This window comes from Thiobacter subterraneus (assembly GCF_055379455.1).
Genome location: NZ_AP042402.1, coordinates 341383 through 364093, shown reverse-complemented (window position 1 = coordinate 364093; position 22711 = coordinate 341383). Strand labels below are relative to the sequence as shown.

Genomic DNA, 22711 nt, shown 5'->3' with positions numbered 1-22711 from the left:
CATGCCGGTGCGGGTGCAGGAAGCCGATTTCGACGTGGGCGCCGAGCTCGCCGCCCTGCGCGCGGGCCGGCGCGACATCGGCGCCGTTGCCGCCTTCGTGGGGCTGGTGCGCGACGTCAGTGGCGACAGCACGGTCGAGGAAATGGTGCTGGAACACTATCCCGCCATGACACAAAAGGCGCTGGAGGCCATCGTCGAGCAGGCGCGCCGCCGGTGGGACATTTTCGATGCGTTGGTGATCCACCGCGTAGGGAGGCTTCTGCCCAGCGACCAGATCGTGCTGGTGGCGGTGACGGGGGCCCATCGGGGCGAGGCCTTTGCCGCCTGCGAATTCATCATGGATTACCTCAAGACACGTGCGCCCTTCTGGAAGAAGGAGCAGACGCCGGCAGGCAGCCGCTGGGTGGAGGCGCGCGCCTCCGATGACGCGGCCGCCGCCCGCTGGGAACGGTCATGACAGGACCCAGGTTGCGCATCCTCTTGGGAGGCGCCAGTTCCCTCGGTCCGGGCAAGGTGGCGCTCTTGGAGGAGATCGGGCGCCATGGTTCCATCTCGGCCGCGGCGCGGGCCATGGGCATGTCCTACCGGCGCGCCTGGCTGCTGGTGGACGCGATGAACACCGCTTTCCGTGAGCCTCTGGTCACCACTGCCACCGGTGGTGCCGGCGGCGGTGGCGCGGCGGTCACGGATTTCGGGCGCGAGGTGCTGCGCCGCTACCGGGCCATGGAAGCCAAGGCGCACAAGGCCATCGAGGCCGATCTGGAACGCTTCGATGCCCTGTTGCGCCGGGCGTCCTGACCGAAAGCGGTGCTATGCTTGCGGCTTTTTGCACGGGAGAACAGTCGATGAACAGGTGGAACATTCTGCGCACCGGTCTGCTGGCGCTCCTCCTGGCGGCGCAGACGGCCTTCGCGGCCGCGCCCAGACCCGTGGAGGAAACGCCGGTGCGGGTGACCTATGTGGCACGGGACGACTTCGACACGGTGAAAACCCTGATCGAGGAGGCGCTCACCAGCCGCGGCCTGGTGGTGAACAACGTGGCCCATATCGGCGACATGCTGGAACGCACCGGCAAGGACCTGGGCGTCACCCGGCAGGTGTATGTCAGGGCGGAGGGCATCGAATTCTGCAGCGCCGCGGTTTCGCGCCGCATGATGGAGGCCGACCCCCACCACATCGTGTTTTGCCCCTACGTGATTTCGATTTACGTGCTGCCCCAGCAGGCGGACCGGACCTATGTCTCCTTCCGCCGGCCCACACCCGCCGGTTCCAAGGCCGCGCGCGCGGCCCTCAAAGAAGTGGAAAGCCTGCTGCGGGGCATCGTCGAGGAGGCGCTGCAATGACCAGGACCGTGCTGATTCTCTGCACGGGCAACTCCTGCCGCAGTCAGATGGCGGAGGCCCTGGTCAACCACGACCTTGGCCCTGCGGTGCGCGCGATTTCCGCGGGGACCCGGCCCCAGCCAAGGGTGGCGCAAGGGGCGATCGAGGCGCTGCGCCTGGCGGGCATTCCCACCGACAACCTCTATCCCAAGGATGTGGAGGCGGTGATGAACGAGCCCGTCGATCTCGTCATTACCGTCTGCGACAACGCAAAGGAAAGTTGCCCGGTCTTCCCGCGTCCCATTCCCAGCCTCCACATGCCTTTCCATGATCCCCACGGGGAGCCGCTGGACAGCTTTATCCGCGTGCGCGACGAGATCCGCGCGCGGCTGGTACCCGAGGTTAAGCGGCGGCTGCTGGGCTGATCGCGCCGCCTTCGACGCGGGGGCTACTCCTCTCCCAGGTCCAGCTTCTTCATCTTCTCCCACAGGGTTTTGCGGCTGATGCCCAGGGCCTGGGCCGTGCGGCCGATCTGGTGGTCGTGCCGGGCCAGGGCGCGCTTGAGGTAGGCGCGCTCGCACTGGCGCAGGTAATCCTCCAGGGCTGCCAGGGGTTCGTGGCTGCCGCCCGGCGGCTCGCCGTCCTGGAACAGGTCCTCGGGGCCGATCAGGGGACCGGCGCTCAGGATGCAGGCGCGCTCCAGGGTGTGTTTGAGCTCGCGCACATTGCCCGGCCAGGTATGCTCGAGCAGCGCCTGCTCCGCAGCGGGCGTGAGGCCCCTGGGGACTCCGCCGTGGCTTTGGGCGTAGTCGGCAAGGAAGCGGCGCGCAAGCCAGAGGATGTCTTCGCGGCGTTCCCGCAGTGGGGGAATGCGCAGCTGGATGACGTGAACCCGGTAGTAGAGGTCCTCGCGGAATCGCCCTTCCTGCACCAGCTGGCGCAGATCGCGATGGGTGGCGAGAATGAGGCGCACATCCACCGGAACTGGATGCTCGCCGCCCACCCGCACCACCTGCCGTTCCTGGATCACCCGGAGCAGCTTGGCCTGCATGGACAGGGGCATGTCACCCACCTCGTCCAGGAACAGGGTGCCGCCGTCGGCCTGCTCGAACACACCGCGCCGGGTGCGCGTTGCACCCGTGAAGGCGCCCTTCTCGTGGCCGAAGAGTTCCGCCTCGAGCAGGCTCTCCGTGAGGGCCGCACAGTTGACCGCGACGAAAGGACTCTCCACGCCGGCGAGTCCGTGCAGGGCCTTCGCCACCACTTCCTTGCCGACGCCGGACTCGCCCGTGAGCAGCACGATACGCGCTTCCCGCGCCAGCCGGGGCAGGACTTCCGCGATGCGCCGCATCGCGGCGGAAGGCCCCAGCTCCGGCCGATCATGGACTTCGGCGCGGCAGGGTTCGCACAGGGCGCGCAGCTTGGTGACCAGCTGGTCGAGATCGAAGGGCTTGGTGACGTAATCGCGTGCTCCGAGCTTGAGCAGGGCCACGGCCTGCTCCACGTTGCCATAACCGGTGATGAACACCCAGGGTGGGACGGCGCGCAGGCGCGCCGTGGCTTCCCTGAACAGAGTGGCACCGTCCTGGTCCGGCAGGCGGATGTCGGAGAGTACCAGTGAGTATTCCCGCTCGGAGAGGGCGGCCAGGGCCTCGCCCGCGGTCCGGAACCAGTGGGTGGGCAGTCCCTCCAGGGTAAAGCGGTCGAGCAGGCTTTCGCCCATGATGGGGTCGTCCTCGACCAGACAGAGCAGGGGCTCGGAATTCATGCACCCTCCAAAGGCAGAAACAGGGTGAAGCGCGTGTGGCCGGGCACGCTGCTGACTTCGATGCGGCCATTGAGCTGGCGGACCAGCTGATAGACGATCCACAGGCCGAGGCCGCGGCCTTCGCCTTCCTCTTCCACGAAGGGTTCGTAGAGATGCTCCATGCGCTGGGGTGGAAAGGGCCGGCCGTCGTTTTCCACTGCCATGCCGAGGCCGTCGTTCCCTGCAGCCACTTCCAGGGCCACCCGCGTCTCCGCCGCCTGGGCGGCATTGAGGAGCAAATTGAGCAGAATCTGGCGTATCGGCGTGGCCGGCAGGGGAATCGGCCCGGGCAGGTGGACGTTCCAGTCGAGGGTGAGACGGCCGTGGGTCTGGGCGCTGATCAGGGTTCGCAGATCGTCCAGGTCCTGGGGCACGAGGGCGTGGGATTCCAGTCGGGCATCCACCAGCAGTGCGCCCACGGTTTCGCGGATCTGGGTCAGGCCACGTTCGATGAGTCCCAGGGTGCGTTCCGCCAGGGGATCGGCGCTGCCATGACGGCGGTAGGTGCTGATGGCGTTGAGCATGCCGCCCAGGGGATTGTTCACCTCGTGGGCGATGCCGGCGGTGAGCCGGCCGATGGCTGCCAGCCGCTGGGTGGCCACCATCTGCTTTTCCAGGCGGCGTTTTTCCTCCAGTTCCATCAGCATTTCCCGGAAGCGCCGGCCCACCAGCCCGATTTCGTCGGCACCGTCGTCGAGCTGGCATTGCTCGGGGGCCACCGGCCCGCGTCCCGCCAGGGAGAAACATTCGGCGAGCCGCAACAGCGGTACCGCCAGGGCATTGCCGGCATACCAGCCCAGGGGCAGCAGCACCAGCAGCGCCGCCGCAAGGGCGATCCCCACCTGCCGCACCACGCCGTGAAAGCGGGGCAGCACCAGATCCCGGTGGTAGCCCAGCACGAGGCGGCCGAGGAGGGTGCCGTCTTCGGCCCGGATGGGCTGCTGGATGAGGATCCAGTCCTCGCTCTCGCGCATCGCCTCGACGGCAGGGGTCTCGGCGGCGGATAGGGCGAGGGGACGCAGCAGCGGCGTCCCGGCTGCCGGGGAGAGCGCCGGAAAGCGTTTCGGTTCGCTCGCCGCGTAGATGCGCCCGGCGCGGTCCAGCACCAGCAGGAAGCGCCGCGTCTCCCCCGGCTCCAGCGGGGTGCGCAGGATTTCGAAGGCGCCCCAGGGGTCATCATGGAGCAGGGAAGGCACCAGGCTTCGCGCCACCACCCGCCCCAGGCTGGCGGCGTTGGCGGCGAACTGTTCCCGGGCGTCGCGCCAGGCATGGGCGAGCAGGATCAGCGCCACGATCCCGCCGGTGACCACGATCACCAGCGAGAGGGCGAGGGGCACCTTGTGCCGGTAGGAGAGATCGCGCCAGCGCATCATGGGCCCTCCACCACGCGGCGCGCTCGCCGGATGCCCTCGAACAGCCGCGGATTCCCCGCCGCGAATCCATCCAGGTTCAGATGGGCAAGCAGACGCCGTCCCTCCGCATCGTCCACCATGGTGAGCAGCACGGAGCGCAGACGGAGGCGATCCACCTCGGCGGTGTGGGGGCCGGCGACCACCGGCGGAAAGCCGAAGGGCGGGGAACGGTCCACTACCCGGGTGCGCTGCGCAAGTTCCGGATGCAGGCGCGCGAGGGTGTCGTAGACGTAGCCGTCCACGGCGCCCGCATCGGCGAAACCGCTGGCGACGGCCTCGACTACCTTGCGGTGGGACCAGGTGAAAAAGCTGCGGCGGAAGAAGTGGCGGGCATCGGTGCCCAGCTCCTTCAGGCGCGACTGGGGATAGAGCCAGCCGGAATTGGACAGGGGATCGGAAAAGGCGAAGATGCGTCCCTTGAGATCCGCCAGGCTGCGCGTCGCCTCGTCCTCCCGCGGCACGATCAGATAGGAGCGGTAAAGCGGCTCGCCCTGATAGACCGGCACGGCCACCAGGTGCAGGCGTTTCTCCTCGCGCACGAAGGGGTAGCCGCAGATCCATGCGAAATCCACGCCGCCGTCCTTGAGCGCCTGCACGATCTCACGGTAGCTCGCGCGCTGCACGAAGCGCACGGGCTGACCGAGGCGCTGCTCCAGATAGCGTGCCCAGGCCTGGAGAAACCCGATCTGGTCGTCGAGGAAGACTGGTGTGGTCCCGATGCGGAGCGCCGGCTCGGCGGCGGCGGGGCCAAACCCGAACACGAGCGTGAGGAAAAGCGCGAGCAGGCGCAGGCCCAAGTTCACTCCCGTTACGGCATCGTGACGCGCCATGTTACCCAGCCGAAACATGCGCTGGCAAACCATGCTGCAACCTATTGATTTTGCAAACGCCCCGCTTGGGCATGGGGGTTGCTTGACACGGGTTGGGCGCGCCGACGCGCCTTCGAACAAACCATCCCCGGAGGAGCCACACATGAGTGAGATATCCCGCAGGACCTTCCTGAAACTGGGCGGGGCGGCCGCCGCCGGCACCGTTGCCACGGTGGCCGTGCCCGCCACCGCCGCCGCAGCCGACAATGCCGAAGTGGGACGGGTCACGCTGCCCTATCCCCACAAGGCCGTGGCCAAGGTGTCCGACCTCAAGGTCAATGTGCCCGTGAGCTTCAATTATCCGGATGCCGCCTCGCCCTGCACCCTGGTGAAGATGGGACGGCCCGTGCCGGGCGGCGTGGGGCCGGATCGGGACATCGTCGCCTACAGCAGCTTGTGCACCCACATGGGCTGCCCGGTGAGTTACGACACCGCCACCCGCACCTTCCGTTGTCCCTGCCATTACAGCACCTTTGACGCCGAGATGGGCGGACAGATGGTCTGCGGGCAGGCGACCGAGGATCTGCCGCGCATCGTTCTCAAATACGACGCCAAGGCGGGCACGGTGACGGCGGTGGCCGTCGAGGGACTCATTTATGGCCGTCAGGCCAACGTGCTGTGAGGAGGTGAACCATGAGTAAACGTTCCGATCGCATTGCGCTGCCTCCGGTTACGGCCCAGAAGACCAACATGGTGTGCCATTTCTGCATCGTGGGCTGCGGCTACCATGTGTACAAGTGGCCGGAGAACGAAGAGGGCGGCCGGGCCCCGCACCAGAACGCCCTGGGCTTGGACTTCCGCAAGCAGCTGCCCGCCTTCGCCACCACGCTGACGCCGGCCATGACCAATGCCATCACGGACCGTGACGGCAGGCGCTACAACATCATGATCGTGCCGGACAAGGATTGCGTGGTGAACCAGGGCCTGTCCTCCACCCGCGGCGGCAAGATGGCGTCCTACATGTATCAGCCCGAGGGGCTGACCAAGGAGCGCCTCGCCTATCCCAAACTTCACAGCGGTGACCAGTGGCTCGATACCACCTGGGAAAAGGCGCTCGCCGTCTATGCCGGCGTGCACAAGGCGATCCTGGACAGGGAAGGTCCGCAGTGGATCGGCTTCAACTGCTTCGACCACGGCGGCGCCGGCGGTGGCTTCGAGAACACCTGGGGCACCGGCAAGCTGATGTTCAGCGCCTTCCAGACACCCTTCGTGCGTATCCACAACCGGCCGGCCTACAACTCGGAATGCCACGCCACGCGCGACATGGGCATCGGCGAACTCAACAACTCCTATGAGGACACGGAAATCGCCGACTGCATCGTCTCCGTGGGGGCCAACCAGTATGAAACCCAGACCAACTACTTCCTGGCCCACCTGCTGCCCAACATGCAGGGCGCGACCAGGGACAAGAAAAAGCAGTTCTTCGCCAAGAACGAGCCGACGCCGGACACCCGCGTGGTGTTCATCGACCCGCGCCGCACGCCCACCATCACCATCCTGGAAACCGCCGTGGGCAAGGATCGCATCCTGCACCTGGAGCTCGAGCCCGGCACCGACATCGCCCTGTTCAACGGCGTGTTCACCTACGTGGTGGAGCAGGGCTGGATCGACCGCGATTTCATCGCCAAGCACACCACGGGTTTCGAGGAGGCCGTCAAGGCCAACCGGATGAGCCTGGAGGAAACCAGCCGCATCACCGGCGTGCCGGTGGAAAAGCTCAGGCAGTATGCGGAGTGGGCTTACAAGCCCAAGGCGCCGGGCATGCTGAAGCGCACCTGTCACACCTATGAGAAGGGCATCATCTGGGGCAATGACAACTACCTCATCCAGTCCGCGCTGTTGGATCTGGTGCTCGCCACCCACAACGTGGGCCGGCGCGGGACCGGCTGTGTGCGCATGGGCGGCCACCAGGAGGGTTACACCCGGCCGCCCTATCCCGGCAAGGAAATGGTGTATGTGGACCGGGAGATCATTGCCGGCAAGGGTCGCACGCTGACCTTCTGGGGCTGCAACAGCTTCCAGACCACGCTCAATGCAGAAGCCTACCGCAATGCCGTTTTGCGCCGCTCCGAGATCGTCAAGGAGGCCATGCGCAAGGCGCGGGGGGCGGACACCGACGGCATGGTCAACGCCATCGTCGATGCCGTGATGAACAAGGGCGGTCTGTTCGTCACGCTCATCGACATCTATCCCACCATGATCATGGACGCTGCCCACGTGGCGCTGCCGGCGGCCCATCCGGGTGAGATGAATCTCACTTCCATGAACGGCGAGCGGCGCCTGCGCCTGTCCGAGAAGTTCATGGATCCTCCGGGCGTGGCGAAACCGGACTGCCTCATCGCCGCCGACATCGCCAATACCATGAAGGCGCTCTACGAGAAAGAAGGCAACCGCACCATGGCGGCGCGCTTCTCGGGCTTCGACTGGAAGACCGAAGAAGACGCCTTCAACGACGGCTTCCGCCGCGCCGGCCAGCCGGGCGCCGGGCCCATCGACAGCCAGGGCGGACCCACCGGCCACCTGGCCACCTACGAGCGGCTGCGCAAAGCAGGCAACAATGGCGTGCAGCTGCCGATCAGGGAATACAGGGACGGCAAGCTGATCGGCACGCCCATGCTTTACACCGACAACAAGTTCGACACCAAGGACGGCAAGGCGCGCTTCCTGCCCGCTCCCTGGCCCGGCCTGCCGCAGCCGGTGGCCCTGCAGAAGCAGAAATACCGCTTCTACATCAACCAGGGGCGGGTAAACGAAGTGTGGCAGACCGGGTATCACAACAAGTACGATCCCCACGTCAAGGATCGCTACCCCATGGCCATCATCGAGCTCAATCCGCAGGACGCGAAGGAGCTGGGTGTGGCGCCGGGGGACATCGTCGAGCTGTACAACGACTACGGCGCCACCTACGCCATGGCCTACCCCGATGCCGCCATCAAGCGCAACCATACCTTCATGCAGTTCGGATGGTTCAACGGCATTGCCGGCGACGTGGTCACCGACTGGACCGACCGCAACTACATTCCCTACTACAAGGGCACCTGGGCGGACATTCGCAGGATCGGCGGCGGCGATCACTTCCGCGAGGGGACGTCGTTCAAGTCGCGGCGGTATCAGACCTGAAAGCAGGCTCCACACGGACGGCGGCAGGCTTCGCGGCCCGCCGCCGTTTTTTTTGCTCCGCGCCACGGGGTTTCTTCCTGGCGGTCGCACCCCTTGACCTTGGTCCCCACTCCAGGGTTTACACTTCGACCTCATGAAAGCGACCGTCACCTACACCATCGGCAGGCTCGCGGCCGAGGCCGGCGTCACGGCAGACGCCGTGCGCTACTACGAAAAGGAAGGCCTGCTTGCGCCTGCCGCCAGGACGGCGGCGGGCTACCGCTTGTACGACGGCGATGCGCTGCGCCGTCTGCGCTTCATCAAACAGGCGCAGCAGTGCGGCTTCAGCCTGACGGAAATTCGCGAACTGCTGATGCTGAAAAACAGCGACGCCGCCTGCTGCAGGGACGTGAAAAGCGTGGCCATCGCCAAGAAGCTGCAGCTGGAGCACAAGATCCGCGCGCTGCAGCTCATGTCCGGCGCGCTTTCCGAGCTGATCGCCGCCTGCAATGCCGAGACCCGGTCGCTGGACGAATGCCCCATCCTCGCCGCGCTGGAAAACAGCCTGGCGAATCAGGGCAAGGGAAAGAAGCGATGATCAAGGTCGAGGTGTTTTCCTCGCCGGGTTGCGGCAAGTGCTACCAGGCCAAGGCCATGCTCAAGGCGGTGGCCGAAGAACTGGGCGCGGACAAGATCGTCTGGCGCGAGGTGAACATCCTGGAAGAAATGGATTACGCCGTGGACCTGGGCGTGATGGCCTCGCCCGCCATCGCCATCGACGGCGAGCTGGTATTCGCCTCGCTGCCCAGTGCGGCCAGGTTGCGCGCGGAACTCGACAGGCGGCTGAAACAGGGAAACGCAACATGAGCGCGCTCTTGCTCGTGGCGGCGGCGGGGCTCGGTCTGCTGGCCTTCTTCGAGCCCTGCACCATCGCCACCCACACCCTGTTCGCCGCCCGCGCCAACCAGGACGCCGCGCGCAGGCGGCGCACCGCGCTCGTCCAGCTGCTGCTGTCGCGTGCCGTTCTCCTCGCGGCGATTTTCACCCTCGCGGCGGCCATCGGGCTCGATGGGCTCTCCGCACCCAAGGCGAGCCTCGTGCTCGGCGTCATCGGCGCGGTCTATCTGCTGAGCCGCCGTGTCTATTTGCCGGTGCCCCATCTCGAATGCTTTCGCCTGCTTCCGGGCGGGCAGCGCCTGCCCCAGGCGCTCAAGCTGGGGCTGACGCTGCCGGCCTGCACCCTGCCGCTGGTGGCGGTGGTGGGCGTCATCGCCGCCCTTGCGCAACGCATCGACAGCGCAATCCTGGCGGGGCTCGCCTTCGCCGGCCTGTTCTCGCTGCCCACGGTGTGGGACAGTCTGCACGGCCTGAGCGCGGCGCACCGCGTCTTTCTGAGCAAGGCCGCTGCCGCCACCCCCTATGTGACTGCCGCGCTGCTGTGGGGCGGCGCTCTTTTACTGTGGCGAACAGGAAGCTGAACCATGGACCTCGTCACGCTGAAAGCGACACTTGAGCAGGCGAGCCTGGCGTCCCTCGGCGTGGGCTTTGGCGCGGGCTTCATCTTCAGTTTCAACCCCGTGGCCCTGGCCGCGATTCCGGTTTCCCTCGCCTATGTGACCAAGGCCCACGAAACGAAGCGCGCCGTGCGCTTCGGTGCCATGTTCATCGCCGGCATGGTGCTGACCCATGTGTTGCTGGGGACGGCGGCCGGGCTGGGCGGGCAGTGGGTGCAAAAACTTCTGGGCCGCGAATGGGGGCTGGTGCTGGGGCCGCTGCTGATCCTGCTGGGCCTGATGTGGCCGGGCTGGATCAGGCTGCCGCTGCCCGTGTTGCGTTTTCGTGCGAAGCGCGCCGAGAGCGGCTGGGGTGCCTTCGTGCTGGGCATTCCGTTTTCGGTGGCGGTCTGTCCATTTTGCACGCCGGCCCTGGTGATCCTGCTGGGCGTGGCCACCGGCATCGGTTCGCCGCTGTTCGGCGCGACGCTGCTGCTGGCGTTTGCCCTGGGACGCGCGGTGCCGATCATTCTGGGCGCGTGGGCGATGGGTTGGCTGGAAGGCCTCAAGCCGCTTGCGCATGCGCAGAAGGCCTTCGAGCTCATCGGCGCGTTGCTGCTGATCCTCTCCGGGCTTTACATGCTGAACGCCTGGTTCTTTTTCATTCCCGATCTTGCCGCTTAGGAGGATGCATGAGACTTGCATTGCATGCGTGGCTTTTGATGCTCGGGCTATGGGCCATCAGCGCCGAGGCGGCCGAGCCAAAGCCGGTGCCCTTCGTCATGCAGATGACCGTGGGCGACTCGGATGCCCAGCGGCGCGCATTTCTGCAGATCGCCAAGGTGCTGGAAGACATCGGCCCGAAAAAGGTGAAGATCGAGGTCGTTGCCTACGAGGGTGGCATTGCCTCGCTGCTGGCCGACAACAATGACACGGCGACCCTGCTTGCCGCGCTGGCGCGCCAGGGCGTGCGCTTCAAGGCCTGCCGCATCAGCATGCGGGGGCACGGCTACACCGACGCCGATTTTCCGCTGGAGGTGGAATTCGTGCCGGCGGGCGCGCCGGAGGTGATCCGCCTGCAAATGCAGGGCTACCGCTACTGGCGCCCCTGAGCGCCAGGGCGGCGCTATCCCGCGCAGCAGGACAGCTGCTTCACGTCCTTGGTGAAAGTCTGCGCGCACAGCTTCAGCCCTTCCACCATGGTGAGGTAGGGGAACAATTGCCCCGCCAGATCGGCCACGCTCATGCGGTTGCGGATGGCCAGCGCGGCGGTCTGGATGATCTCGCCGCCTTCCGCCGCCAGCACCTGCGCGCCCAGCAGGCGTCCGCTGGGTTTGTCCGCCACCAGCTTGATGAAGCCGCGGGTGTCGAAGTTGGCCAGCGCCCGGGGCACGTTGTCCAGCGTCAGGGTGCGGCTGTCGGTTTCCATGCCGAGTTTTTTTGCCTGCGCTTCGGTAAGCCCCACCGTGGCCACCTGGGGATCGGTGAATACCACCGCGGGCACCACGGAAAGATCCAGCGCCGCGTCGCCGCCGGTCATGTTGATGGCCGCGCGGGTGCCGGCTGCGGCCGCCACGTACACGAATTGCGGCAAGTGGGTGCAGTCGCCGGCCGCATAGATATGCGGCACCGAGGTGCGCAGGTGATCGTCCACGACGATGGCGCCGCTGGCATCCACGGCCACGCCGGCGCGCTCCAGCGCCAGGCCCGCGGTGTTGGGCTTGCGGCCGGTGGCGATGAGCAGCTTGTCGCCACGCAGGGTGCCCGCACTGGTTTCCAGCTCGAACGCCTTGCCATCGAAGCGCACGCTTTCCAGTGCGATACCCGTCAGCACCCGCATGCCTTCTTCCTCCAGCGCCGCCTTGAGTCCTGCGCCGAGGGCCGGGTCTTCCTTCGACAGCAGCGCGCCGCGCGCGACGAGCGTGACCTTCGAGCCCAGGCGCAGATAGGCCTGCGCCAGTTCCAACGCCACCACCGAGCCGCCATACACGATCAGATGGTCCGGCGTGTCCTCGGCGACCAGCGCCTCGGTGGACGTCCAGAAGGGTGTGCCGGCCAGACCGGGCAGGTCGGGGATCTGCGGCGCGCGGCCGGTGGCGATGAGGATGCGATCGGGGGTCAGGCGCCTTTCCGTTCCGTCGGCGTGGCGCACCACCAGGGTCTTCGCATCCGCGAAGAAAGCGAAGCCGCGCAGCAGGTGGATGCCGGGGTTGGTTTCCAGAATGCTTTCGTACTTGGCGTGACGCAGTTCCGCCAGCCGCGCCTGCTGCTGCGCCAGCAGCGCCCTGCGGTCCAGCGCCGGCGCATGCCGCTCAAGCCCCGCGAAAGGATGCCGCGCCGCAAGGTGGGCCACATGGGCCGCGCGGATCAGGATCTTCGAGGGCACGCAGCCGACGTTGACGCAGGTGCCGCCGACCGTGGCCGCCTCGATCACCGTCACCTCCGCGCCTGCCTCCGCCGCGCGAATGGCGGCGGCGAAGGCCGCCGAGCCGCTGCCGATGATGGCGACGGACAGCGGCCGGCTGGCGGACGGGGGAATCTCGCAGTGGCAGGCAGTACTCATCGGGGACCGTCCTTCACCTTCGATTCGTAGCCCGCTTCGAAGGTCGCGTCCTCAAGGGCTTTGACACTGGTTTTTGCATCATCGAAGGTCACCACGGCTTCCTTCTTCTCGAAGGAGACGCTGACCTTGCTCACGCCGGGAACCTTTTCCAGAGCCTTCCTCACGGTGATGGGGCACACCTCGCAATACATGCCGGGCACGGACAGGGTCACGGTGCGGGTGGCAGCGTGGGCGAGGCCGGTGAGACCGAGGGCGAGCAGACAGACGGAAACGAGCTTTTTCAGCATGGTGACTCCTGATCAATAGAAGAGGGGGGCGAGATAGGGAAAGAGGAAGGCCAGCAGCACCAGCGCCCCCACCAGCCAGAACAGGATCTTGTAGAGACGGTCCGTGGTGGGGCGGGCGCAAAGGGAGCCGGGCGTGCAGGCCGCGGGCTTGCAGTAGAGCTTCCTCCAGGCGAACCAGAGGGCGATCACCGCCGCGGCGAGAAAATAGGGTCGGAAGGGTTCCAGCACGGCGAGATTGGCCACCCACGCGCCGCCCACGCCGAGCAGCACCAGCACCAGGGGGCCGAGGCAGCAGAGTGAGGCGGCGATGGCGGCAATGACGCCCCCGACCAGAGGCAGTTTCGGGTTGGAGGACATAACGGACTCCTGATGACCAGACGGGTCACAGGCTAGACCCTGTACCGCGGTACGGAGTCAAGCGGGGTGCCGGCTGCGCTGCGGCGCCACCCCGGCCGGCCGGCGGTGGCAGACTGGGCCCGCTGCGGGGTACCATGCCGCCTCCCTCTTGCCCCGACACCCATGCGCCGCCCCGACTTCGGTCTCATGCTTGCTGCCCGGCCGCCCCTCACCTGGGGCGATGCCCTGGTGCTGGCGGCCATCGCGGCGGTCATCTGGCTCGGGGCGCAGCTTGCCTTCCACGCGCCGGCCGTGGTCAAGGGGCCGGACATTTCCCTGTCGGCCGCGGCCCTGCCCTGGTATGCCGCGCTGTCGCTTCTGCGCATGCTGGCGGCCTACGCGCTCTCCCTGGCGTTTGCCCTGAGCTACGGCCTCTACGCAGCCCACGACCGGCGCGCGGAGCGGGTGCTTTTGCCCCTGCTCGATGTATTGCAGAGTGTGCCCATCCTGTCCTTTCTGCCGGTGGTGCTGCTGTCCCTCACCGTGGTGCTGCCCACCGGTGTGGCGGTGGAGCTGGCCTCCATCGTGCTCATCTTCACTTCCCAGGCCTGGCATCTGGCCTTCAGCACGTATCAGTCCGCGCGCACCGTGCCGCGCGAACTGCTGGAGGCGGCGGCGGTGTTCCGCTTCGGGCGCTGGTTTCGCTTCAAGTACGTGGAGTTGCCCTTCGCGGCCGTGGGGCTGATCTGGAACAGCATCATGAGCTGGGCGGGCGGCTGGTTTTTTCTCATGGCCGCGGAAATGTTCACCGTAGGCAGCCGCGACTACCGCCTGCCCGGACTGGGCAGCTACCTGCAGACCGCGGCCCACGCAGGCGACGTGCACGCCCTGCTGCTCGGTGTTGCCACGCTGATTGGATTGATCGTCGCGCTCGATCAGCTCGTTTGGCGGCCGCTGCTTGCCTGGGCCGAGCGCTTCAAGCTGCAGGCCGTGGAGGGCGAGCGCTCCGCCACCTCCTGGGTGTACGATGCCCTGTCCCATTCCGTGCTGGTGGCGCGCTTCGTAAAACGGGTGTGGGCGCCGTTGCTGGCGCGGCTCGACTGCCGTTGGCAGGACCCCGATGCACCCATTCACCTCGAAGGCCGGCACGGGCGCCGCGCCTGGCGCCAGCGCCTGCTCTGGTTCGCCTTCGCAGGCGGCCTCGCCTATGGCCTGCTGCGCCTCCTGGAACTGCTCACAGCACTGTCCGCCACGGCCTGGGCGGACATTGGGCTGGGGTTGCTGACCACCTTCCTGCGCGTGACGGCGGCGCTCCTCATCGCGCTTGCCTGGACGCTGCCCGTGGGGGTGGCCATCGGCACGCGCCCGCGCCTGGCCGCCGTGCTGCAGCCGGTGGCGCAGGTCGCGGCCTCGGTGCCGGCCACGGCGCTCTTTCCCATCGTGTTGCTCGCCTTCCTGCACCTGCCGGGCGGGCTCGATGTCTCCGCCGTGCTGCTCATGCTGCTGGGCAGCCAGTGGTATCTACTGTTCAACGTGATCGCCGGGGCCTCTGCCATTCCCCGCGAGCTGCGCGACACCACGGAACTGCTCGGGCTCACCGGCTGGGCCCGCTGGCGCACGCTCTACCTGCCGGCCCTGTTTCCCTACACCATCACCGGTGCCATCACCGCGGTGGGGGGTGCCTGGAATGCCAGCATCGTGGCCGAATACGTGGAATTCGCAGGCACCACCCATGCCACGGTGGGCATCGGCGCGGTGATCGCCCGCGCCACCGAGCAGGGCGATTTCCCGCTGCTCGCTGCCGCTACCCTGGTCATGGTGCTCGCGGTGGTGCTGGCCAACCGTCTGTTCTGGCTGCGCCTCTACCGTCTGGCCGAGGCCCGTTACCGTCTGGAATAAAGCATGACTGCCAACCCTCTCGTCGCCCTCGAGCGCGTGGGCAAAACCTTCGGCCACTTCCATGCCCTGCGGGACGTGAGCCTCACCATCGAACCAGGTGAGCTGGTTTGTCTGGTGGGGCCATCCGGTTGCGGCAAGTCCACGCTGCTTCGGATCATCGCCGGTCTCACGGCGGCCAGCCACGGCGAGGTGCTCTACCGCGGCCAGCGCCTGCACGGCGTGAATCCGCACACGGCCATCGTGTTCCAGACCTTCGCGCTGTTTCCCTGGCTCACCGTGCTGGAAAACGTGGAAGTGGCGCTCAAGGCGCGCCGGGTGGACGGCGCGCGGCGGGAAGCGCGCGCCCGGGAACTGGTGGAGCTGGTGGGTTTGTCCGGCTTCGAGTCCGCCTATCCCCGCGAACTTTCGGGGGGCATGCGCCAGAAGGTGGGGTTTGCCCGCGCGCTGGCGGTGGAGCCCGAACTGCTGTGCCTGGACGAGCCCTTTTCCGCGCTCGACGTGCTCTCGGCGGAATCCCTGCGCGGTGAACTGTTGGAACTGTGGCTCGCGCGTTCCATGCCGACCCAGGCCATTTTGATGGTCACCCACAACATCGAGGAGGCGGTGGAACTCGCCGACCGCATCGTGGTGATGGCCAAGGATCCAGGGCGGGTGCTGACGGAGATCGCGGTCTCCCTGCGCCATCCGAGAAACCGCAAGGACACCGCCTTCCAGGCCATGGTGGATCGCGTCTATGCGGCGGTCACCGGGCGCACCGGCAGCGAATCGGAAGTGCAGGGGCCGGCCCCCGGCACCGGCGGCGCGCCACGGCGGCTGCCCGCGACGCATCTAGACGCCCTGGCCGGCCTCGTGGAAAAGATCGCCGCGGAAAACGGTCGCGCCGACCTCCCCCGGCTGGCCCAACTGATCGGCTCCGATTTCACTGCCCTGGCGCCCCTGGTGGAAGCGGCGGAACGTCTCGGCTTCGCCCGGGTCGAGGCGGGCGACATCATGCTCACCCCCCTGGGACACGAATATGCCGAGGCCAGCATCCCCGTGCGCAAGGAGATCATCGCCGGGCGCCTGCTGCGCGTGCCCCTCGTTCGCTGGATCTATGAGATCCTGCAACAGGACGACAACCAGCGCGTGGACCGGGACTATTTCCTGGAGCGCCTGCGGCCGGAATTCGGCATGGACGCCGATACCCAGCTAGACATCGCCGTGAGCTGGGGCCGCTTCGCCGACCTGTTCGCCTACGACCAGGACAGCCACGAGCTCTATCTGGAAGCGGACTGACTCTGGAATTTCCGTCCGCCGCCCCCATTCTGGCCGTCATGACCCTTTCCCCGCTGGGGGAGCCGCTGATATAATCAGCGGCTTTTCGTCCAGGCCGCTTCGGTCTGGTGGTGCAACCGATTGGATGGGGGATTGAGCCATGCAAGGGCTTCATCTGACGGCTGATCTGTATGACTGCCGGTGTGCCGACGGTCTGATGACCGACGCCAAACAGCTTGCCGATCTGTGTCGCAAGCACACCCTCGCCGCGGGCCTCACGCTCGTGGACGAGAAGTGGTACGCCTTCCCACCCTACAACGGCCAGCCCGGCGGCGTGACCGGCATGCTGCTGCTCGCCGAATCGCATCTGGCCGTGCATACCTGGCCGGAAAAGCGCGCCGTCACGCTGGACGTGTACGTGTGCAACTTCACCACCGACAACTCCGGCAAGGCGGAAGCCCTGCTGCGCGAGATCGTCGCGGCCTTCGAGCCCGGCAAGAGCGAGATCCATCATCTGGAACGCGGCGGCGAACAGCGGCCGCCGGATGAAACCATCCTGGAGCCCCTCAACGCGGCGGGCGATGCCGTTTATGGATTTCGCAGCCGCGAGCGACTGCTCATCAAGCGCAGTCCCCATCAGACCATCGAAGTGCTGGATACGCCCGCATTCGGTCGTGCCCTGCGCATCGATGGTCATTTCATGACCTCCGAAGGCGAGGAATTCTTCTATCACGAGGCCCTGGTGCATCCCGCCGCCGTGGCCCACGGCAACCCGGAGCGGGTGCTCATCATCGGCGGCGGCGATGGCGGTGCCGCCGAGGAAGTGCTCAAGCACGAGAGCGTGCGCCAGGTGGTGCTGGCGGAGCTGGATGCCGAAGTGGTGCAGGTGGCGAAAACGCATCTGGGCGCCATCCACCGCGGCGTTTTCGACGACCCCAGGCTTGCCCTGCGCATCGGCGACGGCTTTGCCTACGTGCGGGAAACCGGCGACCGTTTCGACCTGGTGCTGCTGGATCTCACCGATCCGGAAACGCCCGCCGGCCTGCTCTATACCGAAGCGTTCTTCGAGACCCTGCGCCGGGTGATGAATCCGGGCGCCGCGGTGGTGCTGCACGTGGGCACGCCGGTGTTCGAGGGCGAACAGGTGCGCACCATCGTGCACGGCCTGCGCCGGGTTTTTCCCCAGGTGCACTGCTTCGGGCTTTATGTGCCCCTCTATGGCGCCTACTGGGGTTTCGCGCTCGCTTCCGACACGCTCGATCCCACGGCGGTGGAGCGGGCCGTGGTGGAGCAGCGCGCGGCCGCGCTGCCCGACCTGTCCTACTACAACGCGGACGTGCACTACGCGCTGTTCGCGCTGCCCAATTACTATCGCGCCCTGGTCCAGGCGCCGGCGCGGCCCGAGGCGAAGCGCGCCGTCGGCTGAACCCCCTCAGCCTTCGGGCACCACGAATACCGGTGCGAAGCCGCCGCCGGGGGTGCGGAAGTTGGTGGTCTGCCCACGATACAGGCGCGCCGCGAGCAGCTGCACTTCGCCTGCATAGGCATAGGCCCGCACGTCGAGCTTGAGCTCGGCCGTGCCTTCCTCCACCGGCGCAAGCCGCGCGCTGGGCGGGGCGATGGCCTGGGCCACGTAGCCGCCGGCAAGGATTTCCAGCCACACCCGGCGCGTGAGCTTGTCGCCGCGGTAGGCCGCTTTGCTGCCATAACCCGTGGCGGGCTTGAAGAACCATTCCCGGCGGGTCGCCCAGAGTTCCTCCGCGTTGCTTTCATTCACTTCCACCGTGCGCGGGACGTGGGCCGCGAGAAATTCCGCCGATTCCCGGGGCAGGCCACAAGCCACGAGCCAGCCGGGATCCGACAGCCCCACGAGGTTGCGCTTGTCCGCATAGAGGGCATGGGCGCGCGGATTGGGCGTCACCACCGCCGCGCCCGCCAGATAGGCTCTGCGCAGCGCGTCGTGGCGCGCGTCCTCGAAATGGAAATCGGTGAGCCGGTTGTACACCAGATCGATGGCCGCCGTTTCATGACGAAGCCGCGTGCCGTCAAAGCCGAGTTCCGCCGCATCCACGATGGCAGCCTGCCACCCCTGGCGCCGGAACAGCCGCTCGAACAGCGCGAACTCCGGATGGAGATATTGCTGCGCGGGGTGGTCATCCACGATGGCCACTGTCTGCGGCGCGCCCGCGCCCCGCTGGCGCTGCCACTCCTCGCTGAACATGGCGACGAAACGGTCCTCGATGCGCTCCAGATCGGCTGGCGGCGTGAAGGCCCATTCCATTTCCCGGCAGCAGGCGGCCTGGGCACGCGCCAGCACGGCGTTGAGCAGGGCTCCGCCGGCATTGGTATTGATTTCGATCAGCTGCGGACCCGCCGGCCCGAGATGGAAATCGAAACCGAGAAACGCGCCACGGGGGCCGAAGTCGGGCCGCGCGATGGCGGGGGCGCGGGCGAGGACCGCCTCCCGGTAGGCGGGCAGGGCCACCACCGACTCCACGGTGCGTACCAGTTCCGCTATGGCGCGGGCCTGGCGCGAGGAGATGAACACCGCGGTGGCGGAGAAGAGATGGGGACGGCTTGCCTGGATGCGTTGGTAGAGTCCGGCGAGGGTGGGGTCCGCCTCCAGCTGCTGGCGCAGCCGGTCGGCATCCAGGGTGCGGCAGCCACAGCCGCGGTTCAGGGCTTCCGCCGTCACGGGCAGCGTGGTCATGGTTTTTTCCCCGGTCGGGCGAGCACGGCCAGGGGCAGGGCCGCGGCAAGCCCCAGCCCACAGGCGAGGAGGAACAGCAGGGGGGAGGGGGCTGCGAAACGGAACAGCGCAGCGACGCCTGGCAGATAGAGCGCGCTCACGAGCAGAAACAGCGTGGCTCCCACCACGAGGACGAGCACCCGGTTGGGGGCGAAAATGGCCACGCCCCGGTTGGCGAAGATGAGACCGAGATTGGCCGCCACCAGCAGGGTGAAGACGAAGGCCCGTCCCAGCTCCGGCGTGAGCTGCGCCGCGGCCCAAAACTGGGCTGCCGTGGCCACCGCCAGCACGGCCAGCCCCTGGACCAGGGCGCGTGTCAGGGAGGCGCCGCCGAATAAAAGCGCTCCGGGCTCCCGTGGTGGGCGGCGCATGAGCTCCGGCTCCCCGGGCTCGTTCTCGAAGGCCGCCGAACAGGCTGGATCGATGATGAGTTCCAGGAAGGCGATGTGGGCGGGATAGAGCACCGGCGGCAGTCCGGCGAGCACCGGCATCAGCGCCATGCCCGCGATGGGCACGTGGACCGCCATGATGTAGGACATGGACTTGCGCAGGTTGTCGAAGATGCGCCGTCCCTGGCGGATGGCCTGAACGATGGCGGCGAAATTGTCGTCGAGCAGCACCAGGGCGGCCGCCTCCCGCGCCACGTCGGTACCGCGGCTGCCCATGGCGATGCCCACGTGGGCGGCCTTGAGCGCCGGCGCGTCGTTCACGCCGTCGCCGGTCATGGCCACGATGGCGCCCTGGGCGCGAAAGGCCTGCACCAGTCGCAGCTTCTGTTCGGGAGCAATGCGCGCACAAACGGAAACCGAGCGCAGGCGTTCGGACAGCGTGCGGTCGTCGAGGGTGGCGAGCTCATCGCCGGAGAGCACCTCTTCCGCCGGCAGTCCGGCCTGGCGGGCGACGGCGCAGGCGGTGGCCGGATAATCCCCCGTGATCATCACCACCCGGATGCCCGCCCGCTGGCATTCGGCCACGGCAGCCGGGATTTCCGGGCGCAGCGGGTCCTCGAGCCCGAGCAGGCCGAGGAAGCGCAGATCGAAGTCGTGCTCCAGCGTGGGCAGGGTTGCGCCGGCAAAACTGGCAGCCGCCACGGCCAGCACGCGCCGGCCCCGCATCGCCATGGCCTGGGCTGCCGCTTCCACCGTGCGCGCCTGCTCGGGCGACAGGTGGCACAGGTCCACCACCGCTTCCGGCGCCCCCTTCACCGCCACCACCAGCGCCTCGCCGCTGGGCGCACGCCAGACATGGGCCATGGTGCGCAGCTGGGGGTTGAGGCCGTAGTCGTGCACGAGGCGCCAGTCCCGGTGCAGGCGCGCCGTGCCCTGCAGAAACCGTTCACCCAGGGCGTGGAACGCCTGGTCCATGGGATCGAAGGGATCCTCCTCGCTCGCCAGAATGGCAAATTCCACCAGGGCATAAAACGGTTCCGGCAGGCTGTCCCCATGCGGCGTCAGGTCGAGGCCGCCCCCGGGCGTCCACAGTTCGGCGACCTGCATGCGGTTTTGGGTGAGGGTGCCCGTCTTGTCCACGCACAACACCGACACCGCCCCCAGGGTCTCGATGGCGCTCACGCGGCGGGTGAGCACTTTCTGGCGCGCCAGCCGCCAGGCGCCCAGGGCGGGAAACAGGGTGAGCACCACCGGATACTCTTCCGGCAGCAGGGCCATGGCCAGAGCGATCCCGGCCAGGGCCGCCGCCAGCCAGTCACCGCGCGTGAAGCCGTAGAGCAGGGCCAACAGGCCGCTGGCCGTGAGGGCGAGCAGGGCGAGGGTGCGAATCAGGCGCGTGGTCTGCTGCCTGAGGGGGGAGGTTTCACGCGGCAGGGCAAGGAGGCTTAAACCGATGCGACCCATTTCGCTGCGCGGCCCGGTGGCGGTGATGCAGGCAATGCCGCGGCCCGCCACCACCAGCGTGCCGGAATAGACGAAGGGCGTGTCCTCGCCGCCGGGCCGTCCCGGCGGGACGCCGGCGGAGGCAGGCAGCTTGCGCACCGGCACCGCCTCACCGGTGAGCAGGGATTCGTCCACCATGAGGCCGCTGCCTTCGATCAACAAGCCGTCCGCCGGGACGCGATCGCCCTCGCTCAACACCACCAGATCGCCGCGCACCAGCTCCCGTCCGGGTATGCGCTGGCGCAGTCCGTCGCGGATCACCAGGGCGCGCGGACTGGATAGATCGCGCAGGGCGGCGATGGCACGTTCGCTGCGTCCCTCCTGGTAGAGGGTCAGTCCCAGGGTGAGCAGCACGAAGCCAAACAGGAGCAGGCCTTCCTGGGGCTCGCCGAAGGCCAGATACAGGATTCCCGCTCCAATCAGGAGCAGGAACATCGGTTCACCAAGGGTTGCGCCGAGGAGGCCAGCCCATCCGCGCCGTGTCTCGCCGGGGAGAGCGTTTGGGCCCTCCTCGCGCAGGCGCCGGGCGGCTTCTGCCGCCGCGAGGCCGGTGACCGGATCAGGCGTGGTCATGAACCAGACGGGGCCTCTTGCTCAGGGCGCAGGCGGCGGGTCGGCGAACAGCCTGCCGCTCAACACACCGCGCAGGCTGCCCAGGAAGGCCGCGGCCCACAGGCCGAGGAGCAGGATGAAGGCTGCGAAGCCAATGCCCCAGACACTGTCCAGCCCGAACAGAGTGCCCAGGCGGTGGCTGGCCGCGGCGTAGGCGCCGAGGGGAAAGGTGAAGGCCCACCAGGTGAGGGAGAAGGGCAGCTCGCCCCGCAGCCAGTAGGCCAGGGTGATGAACAGCGCCATGATGAACCACCACAGTCCGAAGCCCCACAGCAGCAGGGCCAGCACGGGGAAGGTTTCGCGCACGCCGGAAAGGGGCAGCGCCTGGGCCAGCCCGACGAGGCCCAGGCTGATCACGCCGATGGGCCCCAGGTTGATCCACACCGTGGGCAGCAGCATCCCGGGCATGCGCTTGCCCAGGATGAAACGGTGCACCGTGAGGGCGAGCAGGCCCAGCCACAGGAAACTGCCGGCGCCCAGGCTGGCCACGTTGATCACCAGCATCAGTTCACGCCAGCCTTCCGGCGCCTGGGGCAGCAGGGCCTGGCCGGCCAGGGGCACCACCACCAGGCCCACGGGCGGAATGAACATGCCGGGCGTGACATGCTCCAGGGCGGTCTGTTCCCCCTGGAACTGCAGCCAGAAGCTGGTGAAGCTGAATAGCAGGCTGGCGACGACGCCCACGCTCCACGGGCTGAGTGCCAAGGCATAGGGCTGGCCGTAGAGCAGACAGGCGCCGGCGAGCACCAGGAGGGCGATGCCGAAGGTGGCATAGAACTGCCCCATGACCGGATGGCGCAGGGCGGCCAGGGCGGCCTCGCGTGCCAGCAGCCAGCGCAGCGCCCAGGGGACGAACAGGAGCACGAACAGCAGCAGGTTGAGGCCATGCACCCAGCCGCCGAAGCTGCGCAGGACGGGGAAGGTGTCTCCATAGTGGAAATTGGTCATGGACACCACACCGGTGCCCATCACGGCGGCGAACCAGGAAGGGGCGAAGTTGCGCACCACGCGCCGGAAACCGCCGGCTGCGGAAGCTGACACGTTCATGTTCTGCTCGATCCTCGACACAAAAAAACGCCGCCCGCGATGGCGGGCGGACGTCCACGGAAAAACGGAG

The 22711-nt window shown here is 67.5% G+C and carries 21 protein-coding genes and 1 pseudogene; 14 read left to right on the top strand and 8 right to left on the bottom strand.

Translation table 11 applies throughout. The annotated features are described in order from the left end of the window. Nucleotide 1 precedes the first annotated feature (1 nt). From moaE to ACZ42P_RS01965, 4 genes are read left to right on the top strand one after another with little or no spacing between them, the layout of a single operon-like run. A complete protein-coding gene (gene moaE / locus ACZ42P_RS01980; protein WP_464898431.1) occupies nucleotides 2-457 on the top strand; it encodes a molybdopterin synthase catalytic subunit MoaE in 456 nt (151 codons plus the stop codon). Next, entirely contained in the window at nucleotides 454-798 is a 345-nt protein-coding gene (locus ACZ42P_RS01975; RefSeq protein ID WP_464898430.1) for a winged helix-turn-helix domain-containing protein, read from the top strand. The genes moaE and ACZ42P_RS01975 overlap by 4 nt, the downstream gene beginning before the upstream one ends. Nucleotides 799-845: 47 nt before the next feature. Then, nucleotides 846-1343 carry a hypothetical protein gene (locus ACZ42P_RS01970; RefSeq protein ID WP_464898429.1) on the top strand — a complete coding sequence of 166 codons (498 nt, stop codon included), beginning with the start codon at nucleotides 846-848 and terminating at the stop codon, nucleotides 1341-1343. Beyond that, on the top strand, nucleotides 1340-1747 hold the full coding sequence (locus tag ACZ42P_RS01965) for an arsenate reductase ArsC (protein ID WP_464898428.1): 408 nt from the start codon (nucleotides 1340-1342) through the stop codon (nucleotides 1745-1747). Before ACZ42P_RS01970 ends, ACZ42P_RS01965 begins: the two co-directional genes overlap by 4 nt. Before the next feature lie 23 nt (nucleotides 1748-1770). On the opposite strand, the gene ACZ42P_RS01960 is transcribed toward ACZ42P_RS01965, so the two are convergent. From ACZ42P_RS01960 to ACZ42P_RS01950, 3 genes are read right to left on the bottom strand one after another with little or no spacing between them, the layout of a single operon-like run. After that, on the bottom strand, nucleotides 1771-3090 hold the full coding sequence (locus ACZ42P_RS01960) for a sigma-54-dependent transcriptional regulator (protein WP_464898427.1): 1320 nt from the start codon (nucleotides 3088-3090) through the stop codon (nucleotides 1771-1773). Further along, entirely contained in the window at nucleotides 3087-4502 is a 1416-nt protein-coding gene (locus tag ACZ42P_RS01955; protein ID WP_464898426.1) for an ATP-binding protein, read from the bottom strand. Before ACZ42P_RS01955 ends, ACZ42P_RS01960 begins: the two co-directional genes overlap by 4 nt. Beyond that, on the bottom strand, nucleotides 4499-5389 hold the full coding sequence (locus tag ACZ42P_RS01950) for a substrate-binding domain-containing protein (protein ID WP_464898425.1): 891 nt from the start codon (nucleotides 5387-5389) through the stop codon (nucleotides 4499-4501). The genes ACZ42P_RS01955 and ACZ42P_RS01950 overlap by 4 nt, the downstream gene beginning before the upstream one ends. 124 nt (nucleotides 5390-5513) lie before the next feature. Between ACZ42P_RS01950 and ACZ42P_RS01945 the strand changes: the two genes are divergently transcribed. The 7 genes from ACZ42P_RS01945 to ACZ42P_RS01915 all read left to right on the top strand — a co-directional run bounded on the left by ACZ42P_RS01945 (nucleotide 5514) and on the right by ACZ42P_RS01915 (nucleotide 11114). Continuing rightward, nucleotides 5514-6032, top strand: a complete 519-nt coding sequence (locus tag ACZ42P_RS01945; RefSeq protein WP_464898424.1) for an arsenate reductase (azurin) small subunit — start codon at nucleotides 5514-5516, stop codon at nucleotides 6030-6032. 11 nt (nucleotides 6033-6043) lie between these two features. Continuing rightward, a complete protein-coding gene (locus ACZ42P_RS01940; protein ID WP_464898423.1) occupies nucleotides 6044-8530 on the top strand; it encodes an arsenate reductase (azurin) large subunit in 2487 nt (828 codons plus the stop codon). Between the two features lie 133 nt (nucleotides 8531-8663). After that, nucleotides 8664-9107 carry a heavy metal-responsive transcriptional regulator gene (locus ACZ42P_RS01935; protein WP_464898422.1) on the top strand — a complete coding sequence of 148 codons (444 nt, stop codon included), beginning with the start codon at nucleotides 8664-8666 and terminating at the stop codon, nucleotides 9105-9107. Further along, nucleotides 9104-9376: a thioredoxin family protein gene (locus ACZ42P_RS01930; RefSeq protein WP_464898421.1), complete on the top strand. Its 273-nt coding sequence runs from the start codon at nucleotides 9104-9106 to the stop codon at nucleotides 9374-9376. The genes ACZ42P_RS01935 and ACZ42P_RS01930 overlap by 4 nt, the downstream gene beginning before the upstream one ends. After that, entirely contained in the window at nucleotides 9373-9987 is a 615-nt protein-coding gene (locus ACZ42P_RS01925) for a hypothetical protein (protein WP_464898420.1), read from the top strand. Before ACZ42P_RS01930 ends, ACZ42P_RS01925 begins: the two co-directional genes overlap by 4 nt. Before the next feature lie 3 nt (nucleotides 9988-9990). Next, nucleotides 9991-10686, top strand: coding sequence for a cytochrome c biogenesis CcdA family protein (locus tag ACZ42P_RS01920; RefSeq protein ID WP_464898419.1), 696 nt, complete (start codon nucleotides 9991-9993; stop codon nucleotides 10684-10686). Nucleotides 10687-10694: 8 nt separating this feature from the next. Then, a complete protein-coding gene (locus ACZ42P_RS01915; RefSeq protein ID WP_464898418.1) occupies nucleotides 10695-11114 on the top strand; it encodes a DsrE family protein in 420 nt (139 codons plus the stop codon). Nucleotides 11115-11128: 14 nt separating this feature from the next. On the opposite strand, the pseudogene merA reads toward ACZ42P_RS01915, so the two are convergent. Both merA and merT read right to left on the bottom strand, forming a co-directional pair. Further along, nucleotides 11129-12825: pseudogene (gene merA, locus ACZ42P_RS01910) on the bottom strand (mercury(II) reductase). A gap of 39 nt (nucleotides 12826-12864) precedes the next feature. After that, nucleotides 12865-13209, bottom strand: coding sequence for a mercuric ion transporter MerT (gene merT, locus ACZ42P_RS01905; RefSeq protein WP_464898417.1), 345 nt, complete (start codon nucleotides 13207-13209; stop codon nucleotides 12865-12867). 162 nt (nucleotides 13210-13371) lie between these two features. Between merT and ACZ42P_RS01900 the strand changes: the two genes are divergently transcribed. The 3 genes from ACZ42P_RS01900 (at nucleotide 13372) to speE (ending at nucleotide 17767) form a co-directional block, all read left to right on the top strand. Then, complete coding sequence (locus ACZ42P_RS01900) at nucleotides 13372-15087, top strand: ABC transporter permease (RefSeq protein ID WP_464898416.1); 1716 nt, start codon at nucleotides 13372-13374, stop codon at nucleotides 15085-15087. Nucleotides 15088-15090: 3 nt separating this feature from the next. After that, nucleotides 15091-16362, top strand: a complete 1272-nt coding sequence (locus tag ACZ42P_RS01895; RefSeq protein WP_464898415.1) for an ABC transporter ATP-binding protein — start codon at nucleotides 15091-15093, stop codon at nucleotides 16360-16362. A 139-nt stretch (nucleotides 16363-16501) separates the two neighbouring features. Further along, the gene (speE, locus tag ACZ42P_RS01890; RefSeq protein ID WP_464898414.1) at nucleotides 16502-17767 is read left to right on the top strand and encodes a polyamine aminopropyltransferase; all 1266 of its coding nucleotides are present in this window, start codon (nucleotides 16502-16504) and stop codon (nucleotides 17765-17767) included. Between the two features lie 6 nt (nucleotides 17768-17773). Here speE and ACZ42P_RS01885 read toward each other — a convergent pair whose 3' ends face one another. Genes ACZ42P_RS01885 through ACZ42P_RS01875 form a run of 3 tightly spaced genes read right to left on the bottom strand, consistent with a single transcriptional unit; the run spans nucleotide 17774 to nucleotide 22641 of the window. Continuing rightward, complete coding sequence (locus ACZ42P_RS01885; RefSeq protein ID WP_464898413.1) at nucleotides 17774-19051, bottom strand: hypothetical protein; 1278 nt, start codon at nucleotides 19049-19051, stop codon at nucleotides 17774-17776. After that, nucleotides 19048-21555 (bottom strand): cation-translocating P-type ATPase, encoded by a 2508-nt coding sequence (locus ACZ42P_RS01880; protein ID WP_464898412.1) that lies wholly within the window; start codon nucleotides 21553-21555, stop codon nucleotides 19048-19050. The genes ACZ42P_RS01885 and ACZ42P_RS01880 overlap by 4 nt, the downstream gene beginning before the upstream one ends. Before the next feature lie 21 nt (nucleotides 21556-21576). Further along, nucleotides 21577-22641 carry a TDT family transporter gene (locus ACZ42P_RS01875; RefSeq protein WP_464898411.1) on the bottom strand — a complete coding sequence of 355 codons (1065 nt, stop codon included), beginning with the start codon at nucleotides 22639-22641 and terminating at the stop codon, nucleotides 21577-21579. Nucleotides 22642-22711: the final 70 nt, after the last annotated feature.

What these genes read in the sequence shown, in the direction of transcription:
- moaE (WP_464898431.1), top strand. Translation starts at nt 2, where the DNA reads ATGCCGGTGCGGGTGCAGGAAGCCGATTTCGACGTGGGCGCCGAGCTC.
- ACZ42P_RS01975 (WP_464898430.1), top strand. Translation starts at nt 454, where the DNA reads ATGACAGGACCCAGGTTGCGCATCCTCTTGGGAGGCGCCAGTTCCCTC.
- ACZ42P_RS01970 (WP_464898429.1), top strand. Translation starts at nt 846, where the DNA reads ATGAACAGGTGGAACATTCTGCGCACCGGTCTGCTGGCGCTCCTCCTG.
- ACZ42P_RS01965 (WP_464898428.1), top strand. Translation starts at nt 1,340, where the DNA reads ATGACCAGGACCGTGCTGATTCTCTGCACGGGCAACTCCTGCCGCAGT.
- ACZ42P_RS01960 (WP_464898427.1), bottom strand. Translation starts at nt 3,090, where the DNA reads ATGAATTCCGAGCCCCTGCTCTGTCTGGTCGAGGACGACCCCATCATG.
- ACZ42P_RS01955 (WP_464898426.1), bottom strand. Translation starts at nt 4,502, where the DNA reads ATGATGCGCTGGCGCGATCTCTCCTACCGGCACAAGGTGCCCCTCGCC.
- ACZ42P_RS01950 (WP_464898425.1), bottom strand. Translation starts at nt 5,389, where the DNA reads ATGTTTCGGCTGGGTAACATGGCGCGTCACGATGCCGTAACGGGAGTG.
- ACZ42P_RS01945 (WP_464898424.1), top strand. Translation starts at nt 5,514, where the DNA reads ATGAGTGAGATATCCCGCAGGACCTTCCTGAAACTGGGCGGGGCGGCC.
- ACZ42P_RS01940 (WP_464898423.1), top strand. Translation starts at nt 6,044, where the DNA reads ATGAGTAAACGTTCCGATCGCATTGCGCTGCCTCCGGTTACGGCCCAG.
- ACZ42P_RS01935 (WP_464898422.1), top strand. Translation starts at nt 8,664, where the DNA reads ATGAAAGCGACCGTCACCTACACCATCGGCAGGCTCGCGGCCGAGGCC.
- ACZ42P_RS01930 (WP_464898421.1), top strand. Translation starts at nt 9,104, where the DNA reads ATGATCAAGGTCGAGGTGTTTTCCTCGCCGGGTTGCGGCAAGTGCTAC.
- ACZ42P_RS01925 (WP_464898420.1), top strand. Translation starts at nt 9,373, where the DNA reads ATGAGCGCGCTCTTGCTCGTGGCGGCGGCGGGGCTCGGTCTGCTGGCC.
- ACZ42P_RS01920 (WP_464898419.1), top strand. Translation starts at nt 9,991, where the DNA reads ATGGACCTCGTCACGCTGAAAGCGACACTTGAGCAGGCGAGCCTGGCG.
- ACZ42P_RS01915 (WP_464898418.1), top strand. Translation starts at nt 10,695, where the DNA reads ATGAGACTTGCATTGCATGCGTGGCTTTTGATGCTCGGGCTATGGGCC.
- merT (WP_464898417.1), bottom strand. Translation starts at nt 13,209, where the DNA reads ATGTCCTCCAACCCGAAACTGCCTCTGGTCGGGGGCGTCATTGCCGCC.
- ACZ42P_RS01900 (WP_464898416.1), top strand. Translation starts at nt 13,372, where the DNA reads ATGCGCCGCCCCGACTTCGGTCTCATGCTTGCTGCCCGGCCGCCCCTC.
- ACZ42P_RS01895 (WP_464898415.1), top strand. Translation starts at nt 15,091, where the DNA reads ATGACTGCCAACCCTCTCGTCGCCCTCGAGCGCGTGGGCAAAACCTTC.
- speE (WP_464898414.1), top strand. Translation starts at nt 16,502, where the DNA reads ATGCAAGGGCTTCATCTGACGGCTGATCTGTATGACTGCCGGTGTGCC.
- ACZ42P_RS01885 (WP_464898413.1), bottom strand. Translation starts at nt 19,051, where the DNA reads ATGACCACGCTGCCCGTGACGGCGGAAGCCCTGAACCGCGGCTGTGGC.
- ACZ42P_RS01880 (WP_464898412.1), bottom strand. Translation starts at nt 21,555, where the DNA reads ATGACCACGCCTGATCCGGTCACCGGCCTCGCGGCGGCAGAAGCCGCC.
- ACZ42P_RS01875 (WP_464898411.1), bottom strand. Translation starts at nt 22,641, where the DNA reads ATGAACGTGTCAGCTTCCGCAGCCGGCGGTTTCCGGCGCGTGGTGCGC.